This is a genomic window from Amphritea sp. (assembly GCF_048266285.1).
Lineage (GTDB): Bacteria > Pseudomonadota > Gammaproteobacteria > Pseudomonadales > Balneatricaceae > Amphritea.
The window spans coordinates 48,267-62,140 of record NZ_JBLWZV010000015.1; the positions used below are offsets into that span (position 1 = coordinate 48,267).

A 13,874-nucleotide genomic window follows, 5' to 3' on the forward strand; every position below is an offset into this window, starting at 1 on the left:
TACCCGATGCCGTTAACATACGCGCAACTCCCGCTTACCCCGGGTTAGCAACAGCAGGAAGAATGGCCCACCCACCAGCGCGGTGACAATACCCACCGGCAATTCTGCCGGCGACACCAATAAGCGCGAAACAATATCGGCGACCGTCAAGAGAATCGCCCCTAACAACGCGGCTAACGGCAGTAAGCGACGATTGTCGGGCCCTGTCAGTAATCGCACTAAATGCGGCACCACCAAGCCGACAAAACCAATAATGCCGGTCATCGCCACCACTGAACCAACACCAAGAGCAATAAGCAGAATCATGGCGCGCTTACAGCGCACCACATCCACCCCCAGCAGACTCGCTTGCCCCTCGCCTAGTAAGAGCAAATTAAGCTTCTGCCCATAACGAGGCAGCAACCATAACACCGGCACAGCGGCCACCGAGAGCACCAACAGATCTTGCCAGCGGCTATGATTCAAGCTACCTAATAACCAGAAGCTCAATTGACGCAACTGCTGATCTTCCGCTAAATATTTCAAACCACCGAGACCGGCCAAGGCGATCGCATTGATGGCGATACCACAGAGCAGCATATTGGTCACAGAAACCCCTTGCAGCGTCACCGATAACCGCGCCACCAGCAGCGTGGTTAAAACACCGCCGACGAACGCAGCCAGCGGCAACATCAGCCCCCCCAGTAGATAGACTGAACTGCCCAGTAACACCATCATCACTCCGGCACTCAGGGCAGCCCCCGCCGAAATACCAATAAGGCCGGGATCAGCCAGTGGATTACGAAACAGCGATTGAGCCGCCGCCCCCGTAATCGCTAATAAACCGCCGGCTAATAGGGTGAGCAATAGGCGGGGCACCCGTAACTGCCAGAACACTTGCGCCGCAATTGAGGGCTCAAATACGGTCGTTAAATCCAGTGACACCGGGCCGGTCAGTAGCGACAACAGCATCACCAATGGCAACAATAAGCCTAACCCCCATACCACGCTGCGATGACTCATTTATGCTTCTCCAAAACAAAATCAATTGGCACCCGCACATAGGAGGCCACCGCCATACCGTGCTGCTGTGCTGGCACAAACTGCCAATGCTGCACCGCTTTCTGCGCCGCCCGATCAAGTAACTCAGATCCCGAGCTGCGTTCCACCTGCTGCCCTGTAACCCGCCCGTTACGATCAATCATCACCTGCAACATCACCCGTCCTTCAATGCCACGCTTACGGGCCAAACGGGGATATATTGGGGGCTGCGGCGGGGTTCGAAATGCCGGTTGAGACTGCAGCAGCGGCATACCTGACGAGGTTAACGATTGCGGCGGCGCGCCAGTGACGGCTGTCGAAGCTACCGCAGGGCTCCGCCGCTCCGATACGGACGGCTCAGAGATCGGCGGCTCAGTTATAGTTTTTTCTGTTAATGACGCACTCTGCGGTGAAACCTGCGTCACTTTTTTTTGCGTCAGCGGTTTCTCTCGCCGTGGGCTTGTCGCGTCCGTATGCTCTATCGCCTCTGTTTCTAACGCCTTGGTTGCCAACCCTGCAGCTAATACCCGATCCTCTAAGGCTTTACTCTGTTTCGGTTTTGACGGCACATCATCGGCTAGCGTGCTATCAGCCCCTTGGGGACTCACCGGTTTAAGCGCCCGATTAGGCACAGGTGCCACTGTGGCCGACGCGCTAACATCATTATCAGCGGTAATCGAAGCCGGTTTTGCCGCAGCTAATGATGATTTTTCGACACCAGTCGGTACGACCGCTTCAACCGAAGCGTCTGCGGCCGGAGCCGTCACGCTGATCGTCAGTCCTTCCTGCCCACTCAAATGAGGTGCTTCCCATGCTGCCAACCAGCCACCGATCAAGGCCAGATGAACAACACCCGACACCCCAATGGTCAAAATAAAAATACGCCACTTTAATAGAGCGGCCAGCAGGCTGTTCACAGATTTAGGTCACATTTTTTATAAGCTAGTGGTTATAAGCTAGGATTGGTAACAAAAGTTGGCGATTATAATAGCAGTATCAACACAACTGTCTGATATTTTCTCATAGGATCATTAAACGGATTCACCATGACTACAGTTACACCGTTATTACCCATCAGTGAATTGCCTGAAAACAGCACGAAGGGAATTGAGCTAAATGAACGCAAACTCTTCGCGGTTAACCGCAAAGGCTGCATTTATCTATACGAGAACCGCTGCCCCCATAAGGGAATTCCGCTGGAGTGGATGCCCGATACTTTTCTTGATGTGGAAAAACAGTTTATTCAATGCTCAACTCACGGCGCGCTATTCACCATTGATCAGGGCCTGTGTATTGCAGGCCCCTGCACGGGCGCCAAGCTAGTGCCGGTCAGCTTTGAGGTAATTGAGGGGCAGATCTGTATACAACTATAATCACAGACACACCGGCAACGAGTGGCTGATGGTCACCTGCTGCGGTGTGATACTGGCACCATAAGCATAAATTTCAACCCCCGCAGCCGCGGCCTCACGGAGTAAGCGACCATAGGCAGGATCGATATGATCCGCCGGGCGCACCTGTGTAATGCCGGTATGAGGAACACAAAACATCAACACCGCCCGATGCCCCTGTGACACCATTAGCATTAATTCGCGAAGATGCTTAGCGCCTCGGGTCGTGACCGCATCGGGAAATGAGCCAATGCCATTCTCTTCCAACAGGGTGACATTTTTAATTTCAACATAACACAGTGGCCGCTGGGCGCTCTCTAATAACAGGTCGATACGGCTATTTTCATCGCCGTATTTCACTTCCTGACGAATCTGCTGATAATCTTGCAGTTCCGTAATAACACCGGACTCAATCGCTTCCCGAATCAAGGCATTTGCCCGGCCCGTGTTGATACAGGCCCAAAAACGCCCCTCCACTTGCACCAACTCCCAACCAAACAGGTATTTCCGTTTTAGGTTGCCCGAATCCTGAATCCACACCAAACTGTCAGGGTCGGCACAGTTTTTCATCGAGCCGGTATTAGGGCAGTGCACCGTCAATTGCTCACCACTATCCAGCACGATATCTGCCAAAAAACGTTTATAGCGTTTAATCAGCCGCCCGGACTGCATCTTCTCAAGCTGCATCAGCTAAGCCTCTGCTGCAAACGCGCCAAAGCTTTTTCGATCTGAGCCACCCCGGTGGTATAGGAGAAGCGAATATAACGATTCGCCAGATAATCACCGAAATCGATACCCGGTGTCACCGCAACCTTATCTTGCTCTAACAGTTGCCAGCAAAAATCGAAGGTATTATCGGTAAAGCGAGAGGCATCGGCATAAACATAAAAGCCGCCCTCGGGCATCAGTGGCACGCCAAAGCCTAGCGCGCGTAAGCCGTTCACCAACAGATCCCGACGCTCTCTAAAGATTTCCCGCCGTTGTTCCAAGATCTCAAGAGTCTCCGGACGAAACGCAGCCAATGCGGCATGCTGGGCAATAGTCGATGGAGAGATAAATAGGTTTTGCGCCAGCCGTTCGATATCCGCCGCGGCGGACTCCGGCACAACAGTCCAGCCCAACCGCCAACCGGTCATGCCGAAATACTTAGAAAAACTATTGAGGACAAATGCATCCTGATCTACCGACAGCACTGAGGTCGCATCAAAACCATAGGTAAGGCCATGGTAGAGTTCATCGACCACCAGCTGCCCACCCTTGCTTTTAACCGTTTGAGCAATAAGTTCGAGCTGTTCCCGAGGTACCACGCTGCCAGTAGGGTTCGAGGGCGATGCCAGCAATACACCAGCAGTATTGGCTTGCCAATGTTGTTCGATCAACGCTGGCGTCAATTGATAATTATCGGCGGCTTCAACCGGCACTAACTGACCACGGGCTTCAAGCAGGCGAAGGAAGCGAGGGTTACAGGGATAACCCGGATCCGCCATCATAAAGGTCTGACCTGGGTTTGCGAGAGTCGCAAACACCATCAATAACGCACCCGAAGCACCTGCCGTGACGATAATCCGTTCAGCCGGAATATTCAGGCCGTAACGCTGCTGATAAAAGCCAGCAATCGCTTCCCGTAACGATGGAATCCCCGCTGCCGGCGTATAGTGTGTATGCCCATCCTTTATCGCAGCGATGCCCGCTCCGGCAATCGGTGCCGGCGTGGCAAAATCCGGCTCTCCGGCACACATATGCACCACATCATGCCCTTGAGCTTCCAACTCTTTCGCACGCTTCAACAAATCCATTACTTTAAAGGACTCAATATCAGCGACCCGATCCGACCAATTATTCATGACAGGCGGCTCTCCTGTAGACGGTTTTTTTGAATGGCCGTGATTATACATTAGTCATATCTGTAACGCAGAACTCCTAGGTCAACAGAACACCGAAGCAATACTATAAAGCCGCGAATCACTGCTATAGTGAATAGTTGTGCAGCTTCCAAGAAGTCAACGTTCACAACAGCGTGACTAAATCAACAAATAGGCTGGCATCACAACAAAAATAGTTTTTTGATCTGGGGGCTGGTGCTAACCCAAAGGTTCTGGTAACTTCAGCTCCCTTCTGATGAATGGTTTAAAACACCTTCAGCATCAAAGCCGTTGGTAGAAGCGTTCGGGCACGGTTGCCCGACCTGTTGAGAGAGAAGCGAGGCAGAACTATGCCGAATCAAGAAACACAGTTCACCCACTTTGAGCCCTATCCGATTAAGGAAGGCGAAGAGTACATGAATGATGCTCAAAAAGATCATTTCCGCCAAATCCTGAACGCCTGGAAACAGGAACTAATGGAAGAGGTTGACCGTACCGTAAACCACCTGCAGGAAGAAGCAACCAACTTTGCCGACCCTAGCGATCGAGCCAGTCAGGAAGAGGAATTTAGCCTCGAACTGCGTACTCGTGACCGGGAACGTAAGTTAATCAATAAGATTTCAAAAGCGATGGAAACCATCGACGATGATGATTATGGTTACTGTTCAGCCTGTGGCGTAGAAATCGGTGTGCGTCGACTGGAAGCACGTCCAACTGCAACGCTTTGTATTGATTGCAAAACACTGGCTGAGATCAAAGAGAAGCAGCTCGGTATTTGACCCTCCGCGGCTGGCTCATGGTCAGCCGCTTTTGCAATGGTCTATACAGGTCGTTTCGCCCCCTCACCCACCGGCCCGCTCCATTTTGGCTCTCTTTTGGCTGCACTTGCCAGCTACCTTGACGCTCGCGCACACAATGGCCACTGGCTTGTTCGCATCGAAGACCTCGACACTCCCCGCGTAGTTAAAGGTGCAACTGATAGCATCCTCTACGCCCTAGAACAGTTTGGTTTTGAATGGCATGGCCCGGTTATTCGTCAAAGCGACCGTCTGGCGATCTATAATGACGTTTTAACAGAGCTTCTCTCTCACCAGCTTGCCTATCCCTGCAATTGCTCACGACAACAAATTCGCCAACGCACCGGCGGCAGCCATTATGATGGTTATTGTCACAGCCATCCGCCGCAATCGTCGCACTGTGCTATTCGCAGCATCTGCAGCCAACATTATTCATTTGATGATCTGATTCAAGGGCCGCAACCCGCCATCGGACAGAACGAAGACTTCGTTATCTTTCGCCGTGATGGTTTCTTCGCCTACCAACTGGCCGTCACTGTTGACGATGCCGCGCAACAGATTAATCATATTGTTCGTGGCTCAGATCTGCTCGACTCAACACCGAAACAGATACACCTACAGCAACAACTGGGCTATCCTCAGCCCATCTATGCTCATATTCCAGTCGCTACCAACACCCAAGGCCAAAAATTCAGTAAACAAACACTGGCTCCGGCACTCGATGCCCATCAGGCACGCCAACAGATTATTCGCGCCTTGGTTTTTCTGGGTCAACAACCGGTGGCCGAATTGAACGATTGCCGTCTCGATGAGTGCCTTGCATGGGCTATCGAGCACTGGGATATCAACGCCATTCCCAAGCGCATGGGCATTATTTTGGAGGATAACTGATGCATTTTTACCGCGTTCTCATCGTGCTAGTGATTGGCGGTTATCTTTTGTCACCCCTGCTCGATCAATGGTGGCCCGACTCCGCTACCCCTTGGTATCGTCCCTTTATTATCTGGGCAGCCCTAATCCTGATTATTGCTATTCTCGAAAGGAGACGGCGCAGCGATGAATTTTAATTTAACGGAACTGATATTCATCGCCATTGCGTACCTGACCGCGCTCTTTGGCACCGCTTATATTACCGAGCGTGGCTGGATTTCAAAACGCATCATCTACCACCCGATCACCTACGTGCTATCGCTCGGCGTATTTACCAGCGTCTGGACTTTTTACGGCACCTTCGCGCTAGCAAAAGAGTCCGGTTATAGCTTCCTTGCCTCCTATTTAGGCGCTTCGGGCGCCTTCTTTCTCGCCCCGGTAATACTGATTCCAATTTTACGCATCACCCGGACTTACCAACTCAGCTCACTAGCCGACCTATTCGCTTTCCGCTTCCGTTCAGCAACCGCAGGCACCCTAACGGCGCTCTTTTCTCTGATTGCAATTCTGCCTCTAATCTCGATTCAGATTCAGGCGGTATCCGACTCACTACATATTCTTAACCAAGATTTTTCTTCCGACCAGATCGCCATCGGCTTCTGCACCTTGATTGCACTGTTCGCCATTCTCGTCGGTGCCCGCAATCCGTCGCTGCGCTATAACCGCACCGGACTGATTGTCGCTATGGCCACCGGCTCACTGATTAAACTATTTGCCATGGTGACCATCGCCCTCTATGCGTTATTTAATGTGATGGATGGCCCCGGCGGCCTAGAACTCTGGTTGCAACAAAACCCACAAGAGTTGGCAATTTTCGACACGCCACTCGACAGCGATATGTGGCGCACGATGTTACTGGGCTTTTTCTCCGCCATTATTGTGATGCCGCACACCTTCCATATGATGTTTACCGAAAACACATCATCCAACAGCCTGCACAAAGCCAGCTGGGGCATACCGCTCTACCTACTAATTATGGCGCTGGCGGTGCCACCTATTCTGTGGGCCGGTATCAAACTGGGCATCGCCGATCAACCAGCCTTTCTTATTCTCAACCTCGGTATTCAGCTCGACTCCAACTTCCTCACCACCCTTGCGTTTATCGGCGGTTTAACGGCAGCCAGCGGGATCATTATTGTTGCCACTATTTCGATCGCCTCGATGCTGCAAAATCATCTAATTTTGCCATTCACACCGCCCCTGGCGACCGACCGCTTATATTCCCGCTTACTCTGGCTAAGACGCATCCTGATCGTGGTGATGATGCTCAGCAGTTATCTGTTCTACAGTGAAGTCGGCCTGAACTACAATTTGCATTGGCTAGGCACACTGGCCTTTATTACCTTTATGCAGTTTCTACCGGGTATTCTCGCGACACTGTTCTGGCCCGGAGCCAACCGTAACGGCTTCTGCCTAGGACTAACCGCGGGTATGGCGATCTGGATTATTTCCATGTTAACCGGATTACTCGGGGGGGACGCCTTCAATGCGGAGGCGGTCATTCTGGACGATAAAAACTGGCACCAGATTGCCATCTACGCGCTATCGGCCAATATCATAGTATTTCTACTCGCGTCTATTCTCACGCGCAGTTCTCAGGAAGAGATCGCCAGTGCGAGCGCCTGCCTACACAACAGTTTGCAGCGCCCAGTCGGCCCTCAGCTCAACATCAACCACAGCGATGAATTAGTCGACCTGCTTAGTCCACGATTAGGCAGTACTACTGCTCAACGCGAAATAGACCACGCCCTCAAAGAGCTCAACCTGCTCAGCGGCGAACTCAACGCCATCGATCTCGTTAGACTGCGAACCCATATCGAAAGCCGCTTGAGCGCACTGTTTGGCCCAGTAGAAGCCAGCACGTTGCTAAACCAGCAGCTGCAAACCGGCCCTGTCGATGAATATCGTACCCGGGATATTCATCTGTTAGAAGCGCAGTTAGAAACCTATCAAACCCGCCTCAGCGGTTTAGCCGCAGAGTTAGATAACCTACGCCGCCATCACCGCATGACATTGCAGCGTTTACCTGTCGGGGCCTGCTCGCTAGATGAGAAAGGACAGATTATGTTCTGGAATGAAGAGATGGAACACTTTACCGGACAAAAGAACTCCAGCGTGCTAACCCGCAAACTGATCAGCCTACCCGCGCCTTGGGGGGAGTTGCTGGACAGCTTCTCTCGCGAAGAAACCAACCACCTACTGTCACAACATCTGCTCATTGATGGCGAAAACTGCTGGCTAAGTCTGCACAAGGCCAATCTTGCCGATGACTCTGAGTCAATGGTCATCCTGCTGGAGAACGAAACCGAGAACCAGTTGCTGGTCAATCGACTAACCCATAACGAGCGGCTCGCATCCATTGGCCGATTTGCCGCCGGTGTTGCCCATGAAATCGGCAATCCCGTGACCGGTATCGCCTGCCTCGCGCAAAATCTAAAATATGAGACGGAAGACCCCTATATTCTGGAAAGCGCCGAACAGATCGTCACCCAAACACAGCGCATCACTCGCATCGTGCAATCATTAGTCCGTTTCGCCCACTCAGGTCAAAGCGATAATCAACAACATCTAGAAAGCATCAATCTAAAAGAATTAACTGATGAGGCGTTACACCTCGTATCGATGGACAGTCGCGGGCGAGCGCTCAAACTGAGCAACAACATTGATAGTACGGTTCATATCAGTGGTGACCCACAGCGATTAATGCAGGTGTTTATCAACCTCATCAACAATGCCTGCGATGCCTCTCCGGATCAAGGGGCCGTATGGCTTGAAGCGACACCCGGCAATAACTCCGTGGTCATCACCATCAATGATGAAGGCAGCGGCATCTCACCGGAGCACATTAACAAACTATTTGAACCCTTTTTCACCACCAAAGACCCGGGCAAAGGCACTGGATTAGGGCTGTCATTGGTCTATAACATCATCGAAGAGCATTATGGTAGTATTAACGTAGTGAGTCCCGCCAATAAAAATCAGAATAATGGCACTCAGGTGGTTATCACCCTCCCGGTCACTTAGCAGAATTAAGTTTGTAGCATAAACAAACATCTGCAGACCCGAGGACTAGAAGCAAAGGTAAACCGAATGAGCCGCATTCTGATCGTAGAAGATGAATCTATTATACGTTCCGCCCTCCGACGACTGTTGGAGCGCAACCGTTACACCGTTGACGATGCTGGATCCGTTGACGAAGCAACCAGCCAGTTTAATCTCAATGATTATAATCTGATCATTAGTGATCTACGTCTGCCCGGCGCGCCCGGGACCGATCTGATCAATCTCGCCAAAGCCGTGCCCGTGGTTATTATGACCAGTTACGCCAGCATGCGCTCAGCAGTCGATGCGATGAAGATGGGGGCCGTGGATTATATCGCCAAGCCCTTTGATCACGATGAGATCCTAGAAACCATCGCCAACATCATCAAGCTTCGCGGTGATGATGACAATACCGCCAGTCCTAAAGGAAATGCACGCCCGAACAGCAGCAACGAAATGGTCGGCAACTGCCCGGCAATGCAAAACCTGTTCAGCCGCATCCAGAAAGTCGCCGGTACCGATGCCACGGTGTTGATTCAAGGCGAATCAGGCACCGGTAAAGAACTCGCCGCTCGAGCGATTCACCAGCAGAGCGCCCGCGCCAGTTCGCCAATGGTCTCAGTCAACTGTGCTTCTATTCCAGAAAGCCTGATCGAATCAGAACTCTTTGGTCATGAGAAAGGCGCATTTACCGGCGCTGATGCGACCCGCAACGGTCTAATTGAAGCAGCCGATGGCGGTACGCTGTTTCTCGATGAGATTGGTGAGCTACCGCTGGAAGCTCAAGCCCGACTGCTCCGCTTCTTGCAGGAAAGTGAGATCCGTCGTGTAGGTTCAGTCAAATCGATCAATGTAGACGTCCGGCTTATTGCCGCTACCCACCGCAACCTAAAAGCACTCGCAAAAACCGGCGAGTTTCGAGAGGATCTGTATTATCGACTCTATGTCATGGAGTTACAGATGCCACCGCTGCGTGAACGAGGCGAAGATATCATCGAAATTGCCCAGCAATTCCTTCAGCGAAGCTGCGAAAAGCTCGGCTCACCTTTGCTCAAATTCAGTGATGATGCCTGTACCACCATGATTCGCTATCAATGGCCCGGTAATGTGCGAGAGTTACAGAACGCCATCGAGCGGGCAGTTATTCTGGCTGAGGATCATATGATCACCACCGATCTATTGGGTCTCGACATCGAACCTGACTCACTGGCTAAACTAGAATCAAGCTTTGCCAGCGGCAACTCCTTGGTCGCGGAAAGCGAATCGAGGGAACGACGTCCCGAGCAAAATCTTTCTCTGGATGATTACTTTCAGCGCTTTGTACTGGAAAACCAAGACAGCATGAGCGAAACCAAACTGGCCAAAAAGTTAGGCGTCAGCCGAAAGTGCTTATGGGAGCGACGACAAAAACTGGGGATTCCCCGCAAACCAAAAGAGTAAAACAGCGGCGGGCATCATTTGGTCGTACAAAGGTTACTCAAAAGTGTTACTTTTCCCCCACCAAGCAGATGCAGCATGTGTATAAAGGTAACGTTTTTTGTTACCCCCACAGGTAACACCGGGTAACAGATAAACGCCAAAAACAAAAAATAACAATAAAAACATATAGTTAATAAAACTGGCACAGCAAGTGCTATATTTAGATCAAGAAGAAAAAAAACACTTACTGCTAATAATCATAATAAAAATAAAACCCAGATTATTAGTTGATAAGTATCTTGCCTCGAATAAAAATAAAAATGAGGCTCTACAAGCTGATCGCTGAATTGACACCCAATACAACGGTCCCGAATCAGTGCTATTAGAAATAAAAACAACAAGCTAATACTGAGTTGTTGTCTAAAAGCGATCAGCTTACCCATCTCCTTTTACCCAGCCAAATCTCCCAATCCATACTGCATCAAAGATCCGATAAACTACGGCTTTTACTACGTTTTTTGATTGTATTTTGTGCTATTATTCTGCGCTCTTATTTCTGTGTAAGCATCTCAGTAAGCTATGGACAAGAACTCATCACCTATAGGCTCGTTTATCCGTAAACTATTCGGCAGTAATCGAAAGCAATCCGCCGGCAAAGCCAGCCAACCCAAAAGTGGCCCCGTGCTTATCTCTGAAGAGATCCATCGGATTCCCCGCCGACAGCTAAACGATGCGGCGATGAAAACAGCATACCACTTGCAGGATGAGGGCTATGAAGGCTATCTAGTGGGCGGCTGCATCCGTGATCTACTCATGGATAAGGAACCGAAAGACTTCGATGTCGCCACCAATGCCACTCCCGAACAGGCGCATGCCATTTTTCGCCGCTCACGACTGATCGGTCGACGCTTTAAATTGCTGCATGTACGCTTTGGCCGAGACATGATCGAAGTCGCCACATTCCGCGCCAGCCATGATAGCCAGCCCAAGAATAGCGATGGTGAACATGGCCGCCAGAATGATAGCGGCATGATCGTTCGGGATAATGTTTATGGCACTATCGAAGAGGACGCCTTACGACGCGACTTCACCGTTAACGCCCTCTATTACTGCCCTAAAGATCACTGCGTTTATGATTTCACTAACGGCTTTAATGATCTGCAGAACCGCACGCTAAGAATGATTGGCGATCCGGACTCACGCTACCGTGAAGACCCGGTACGCATGCTCAGGGCGGCGCGCTTTGCCGCCAAGCTTGGCTTCACCATTGAACCGGCAACCGAAGCCCCCCTATATGAGTTAGGGTATCTGCTGAAGGATATCGCTCCAGCACGGCTGTTCGATGAAACCTTGAAAATCTTTCAATCTGGCCATGGCGTTGAGTCCTTTCGCCAGTTCCGTAAATACGGCCTACTGGAACATGTCTTCCGGCAAACGGCTGAGTGTCTCGATGACCCACAAGGCCAACCGGTCGAGCCGCTAATACTGAATGCTTTACAGAACACCGATCGACGCTTACAGCAGAATAAGAGCGTTACCCCTGCCTTTCTGTTTGCTGCGTTACTGTGGTATCCAATGCAGCGAAGGATGGCCCAGTTACAAAAGAATGATGGCATGCACACCGTTCCGGCGATGCATGAAGCTGCCAATCAGATCATTTCTGAACAGATTCGACAAACCGCTATTCCTCGGCGCTTTTCTACCCCGATCCGCGAGATTTGGGAATTACAGTTCCGCCTACCACGCCGTCAAGGTAAACGCGCCGACCGACTCATGGAACACCCGCGCTTCCGAGCGGCCTATGATCTATTAATGCTGCGCGAAAACAGCGGCGAAGATCTCGAAGGTTTGGGTAAGTGGTGGACGGACTACCAGACTCAAAATCCACAAATCCGCAGTCATATGTCCCGCGAAGTACCTAAAGACGAGGCACCCAAGAGGCGCCGACGTCGCCGCAGCCCGGCTAAAAAGCCCGAGCAGAACAATGGCTGAGTCTTCATCCACCGAAACATGGACCCGCTGTTATATCGGCCTCGGTAGCAACCTAGAGCACCCCGTAACTCAGGTTGCCACCGCCCTGCTTGAACTTGAACGTTTAGACCACTGTCGCGCGCTGGTACATTCCAGCCTTTATCGCAGCGACCCGGTTGGCCCGCCCGGCCAACCAGACTATATCAACGCCGTCGCCAGCGTCGAAACGACCCTTTCGCCCATTGAACTCCTTGATGCCTTACAGGCGATTGAACAGCAACATCAGCGGGTGAGAATTCAACATTGGGGACCACGTACCCTCGACCTAGATCTACTACTTTATGGTGATCAACAGATCAGCAGCGAGCGATTAACCGTGCCACACCCTTTTATTCAAGCACGTAATTTTGTGCTTTACCCTCTGGCTGAAATCGCACCTGAAGTGCATATTCCCAACCAGATAAGCCTCGCTAACTGCCTTGAACACTGTGAAAACGGTACGTTGGAGCCAATCTAGTCAAACAAAACATGTTATAAAACATAAGGTTATAACGTTTTTGCTGCCTATGCTTAATAGATAATAGTTAATCCTAAAAGGCCTAGGTATAATCCCCACCCGTGTGAGTAATAAATAAGCAGGTTCTCTTATGAGCAGCATTACCCTTCATACCCTAATGGCGCGGAAACAGGCCGGTGAAAAATTTGCAGTTCTGACTGCATATGATGCCTGTTTCTCTCACCTTATCAGCACCGCGGGTGTTGAGGTGATGTTAGTGGGCGATTCCCTGGGCATGGTACTGCAGGGCAACGATAGTACACTTCCGGTTACCGTCGAAGAGATGGCATACCACACGGCGGCTGTAAAAGCGGGCAATCAGGGTTCCATGATCATGGCTGATCTGCCCTTCATGAGTTATGGCACGCCAGAACAGGCGATGGACAGCGCCGCTGCATTGATGCAAGCGGGCGCCCATATTGTCAAACTAGAAGGTGCCGCTTGGCTGGACGAAACCATCGCCCTATTGGCGCAGCGCGGCATTCCCGTTTGCGCTCACCTAGGACTTACCCCACAGGCGGTCAACGTGCTGGGCGGGTACAAAGTTCAAGGACGCGACAATGATACCGCCAAACAGATGATCGAAGATGCTGTGCGTCTAGAGCAAGCCGGTGCAGCAATGCTGTTACTGGAATGCGTTCCGTCACTGCTAGCCGGTGAAATCACTGAAGCAGTCGACATTCCCGTTATCGGTATCGGCGCCGGCCCCGCAACAGACGCCCAAGTGCTGGTGATGCACGATATGCTAGGCATCACGCCGGGACGCAGCCCTAAGTTTGTAAAAAACTTTATGTCGCAAAGCAACGATATCGCCGGTGCCTTTAAAGCCTATGCCGAAGAAGTTAAGGCAGGCACTTTCCCCGGACCGGAACACGGATTCGAATAA

13 protein-coding genes are annotated in these 13,874 nt (G+C 51.2%); 9 read left to right on the forward strand and 4 right to left on the reverse strand.

Features of this window, described 5'->3' with window-relative positions:
* Positions 1–12: 12 nt before the first annotated feature.
* On the reverse strand, positions 13–1,002 hold the full coding sequence (locus ACN0T0_RS14830) for a FecCD family ABC transporter permease (RefSeq protein ID WP_417227409.1): 990 nt from the start codon (positions 1,000–1,002) through the stop codon (positions 13–15).
* Entirely contained in the window at positions 999–1,937 is a 939-nt protein-coding gene (locus tag ACN0T0_RS14835) for a TonB family protein (protein ID WP_417227411.1), read from the reverse strand. Before ACN0T0_RS14835 ends, ACN0T0_RS14830 begins: the two co-directional genes overlap by 4 nt.
* Positions 1,938–2,066: 129 nt before the next feature.
* On the opposite strand from ACN0T0_RS14835, the gene ACN0T0_RS14840 reads away from it, so the two are divergent.
* Positions 2,067–2,393 carry a Rieske (2Fe-2S) protein gene (locus ACN0T0_RS14840; RefSeq protein ID WP_417227413.1) on the forward strand — a complete coding sequence of 109 codons (327 nt, stop codon included), beginning with the start codon at positions 2,067–2,069 and terminating at the stop codon, positions 2,391–2,393.
* Here the strand turns inward: ACN0T0_RS14840 and sfsA are convergent, their stop codons facing one another.
* Both sfsA and ACN0T0_RS14850 read right to left on the reverse strand, forming a co-directional pair.
* Positions 2,394–3,098 (reverse strand): DNA/RNA nuclease SfsA, encoded by a 705-nt coding sequence (sfsA, locus tag ACN0T0_RS14845; RefSeq protein WP_417227415.1) that lies wholly within the window; start codon positions 3,096–3,098, stop codon positions 2,394–2,396.
* Positions 3,098–4,255, reverse strand: coding sequence for a pyridoxal phosphate-dependent aminotransferase (locus tag ACN0T0_RS14850; RefSeq protein ID WP_417227417.1), 1,158 nt, complete (start codon positions 4,253–4,255; stop codon positions 3,098–3,100). Before ACN0T0_RS14850 ends, sfsA begins: the two co-directional genes overlap by 1 nt.
* A 368-nt stretch (positions 4,256–4,623) precedes the next feature.
* Here ACN0T0_RS14850 and dksA point away from each other — a divergent pair, with 368 nt between their 5' ends.
* From dksA to panB, 8 genes are all read left to right on the forward strand, one after another.
* Positions 4,624–5,052 carry an RNA polymerase-binding protein DksA gene (gene dksA / locus ACN0T0_RS14855; RefSeq protein WP_303580518.1) on the forward strand — a complete coding sequence of 143 codons (429 nt, stop codon included), beginning with the start codon at positions 4,624–4,626 and terminating at the stop codon, positions 5,050–5,052.
* Positions 5,053–5,088: 36 nt separating this feature from the next.
* Complete coding sequence (gene gluQRS, locus ACN0T0_RS14860; RefSeq protein ID WP_417227419.1) at positions 5,089–5,961, forward strand: tRNA glutamyl-Q(34) synthetase GluQRS; 873 nt, start codon at positions 5,089–5,091, stop codon at positions 5,959–5,961.
* Positions 5,961–6,137: a hypothetical protein gene (locus tag ACN0T0_RS14865; protein ID WP_215953262.1), complete on the forward strand. Its 177-nt coding sequence runs from the start codon at positions 5,961–5,963 to the stop codon at positions 6,135–6,137. Before gluQRS ends, ACN0T0_RS14865 begins: the two co-directional genes overlap by 1 nt.
* Positions 6,127–9,024: an ATP-binding protein gene (locus ACN0T0_RS14870; protein ID WP_417227421.1), complete on the forward strand. Its 2,898-nt coding sequence runs from the start codon at positions 6,127–6,129 to the stop codon at positions 9,022–9,024. Before ACN0T0_RS14865 ends, ACN0T0_RS14870 begins: the two co-directional genes overlap by 11 nt.
* Before the next feature lie 66 nt (positions 9,025–9,090).
* A complete protein-coding gene (locus ACN0T0_RS14875) occupies positions 9,091–10,482 on the forward strand; it encodes a sigma-54-dependent transcriptional regulator (protein ID WP_417227423.1) in 1,392 nt (463 codons plus the stop codon).
* Positions 10,483–11,040: 558 nt separating this feature from the next.
* The gene (gene pcnB, locus ACN0T0_RS14880) at positions 11,041–12,453 is read left to right on the forward strand and encodes a polynucleotide adenylyltransferase PcnB (protein ID WP_417227425.1); all 1,413 of its coding nucleotides are present in this window, start codon (positions 11,041–11,043) and stop codon (positions 12,451–12,453) included.
* Positions 12,446–12,949, forward strand: coding sequence for a 2-amino-4-hydroxy-6-hydroxymethyldihydropteridine diphosphokinase (folK, locus tag ACN0T0_RS14885; RefSeq protein WP_417227427.1), 504 nt, complete (start codon positions 12,446–12,448; stop codon positions 12,947–12,949). The genes pcnB and folK overlap by 8 nt, the downstream gene beginning before the upstream one ends.
* A gap of 130 nt (positions 12,950–13,079) precedes the next feature.
* Positions 13,080–13,874, forward strand: coding sequence for a 3-methyl-2-oxobutanoate hydroxymethyltransferase (panB, locus tag ACN0T0_RS14890; RefSeq protein WP_417227429.1), 795 nt, complete (start codon positions 13,080–13,082; stop codon positions 13,872–13,874).

Coding starts and splice junctions, on each gene's coding strand:
- ACN0T0_RS14865 (WP_215953262.1), top strand. CDS start 5,961: ATGCATTTTTACCGCGTTCTCATCGTGCTAGTGATTGGCGGTTATCTT.
- ACN0T0_RS14875 (WP_417227423.1), top strand. CDS start 9,091: ATGAGCCGCATTCTGATCGTAGAAGATGAATCTATTATACGTTCCGCC.
- ACN0T0_RS14830 (WP_417227409.1), bottom strand. CDS start 1,002: ATGAGTCATCGCAGCGTGGTATGGGGGTTAGGCTTATTGTTGCCATTG.
- ACN0T0_RS14870 (WP_417227421.1), top strand. CDS start 6,127: ATGAATTTTAATTTAACGGAACTGATATTCATCGCCATTGCGTACCTG.
- gluQRS (WP_417227419.1), top strand. CDS start 5,089: ATGGTCTATACAGGTCGTTTCGCCCCCTCACCCACCGGCCCGCTCCAT.
- folK (WP_417227427.1), top strand. CDS start 12,446: ATGGCTGAGTCTTCATCCACCGAAACATGGACCCGCTGTTATATCGGC.
- pcnB (WP_417227425.1), top strand. CDS start 11,041: ATGGACAAGAACTCATCACCTATAGGCTCGTTTATCCGTAAACTATTC.
- ACN0T0_RS14840 (WP_417227413.1), top strand. CDS start 2,067: ATGACTACAGTTACACCGTTATTACCCATCAGTGAATTGCCTGAAAAC.
- panB (WP_417227429.1), top strand. CDS start 13,080: ATGAGCAGCATTACCCTTCATACCCTAATGGCGCGGAAACAGGCCGGT.
- dksA (WP_303580518.1), top strand. CDS start 4,624: ATGCCGAATCAAGAAACACAGTTCACCCACTTTGAGCCCTATCCGATT.
- ACN0T0_RS14850 (WP_417227417.1), bottom strand. CDS start 4,255: ATGAATAATTGGTCGGATCGGGTCGCTGATATTGAGTCCTTTAAAGTA.
- sfsA (WP_417227415.1), bottom strand. CDS start 3,098: ATGCAGCTTGAGAAGATGCAGTCCGGGCGGCTGATTAAACGCTATAAA.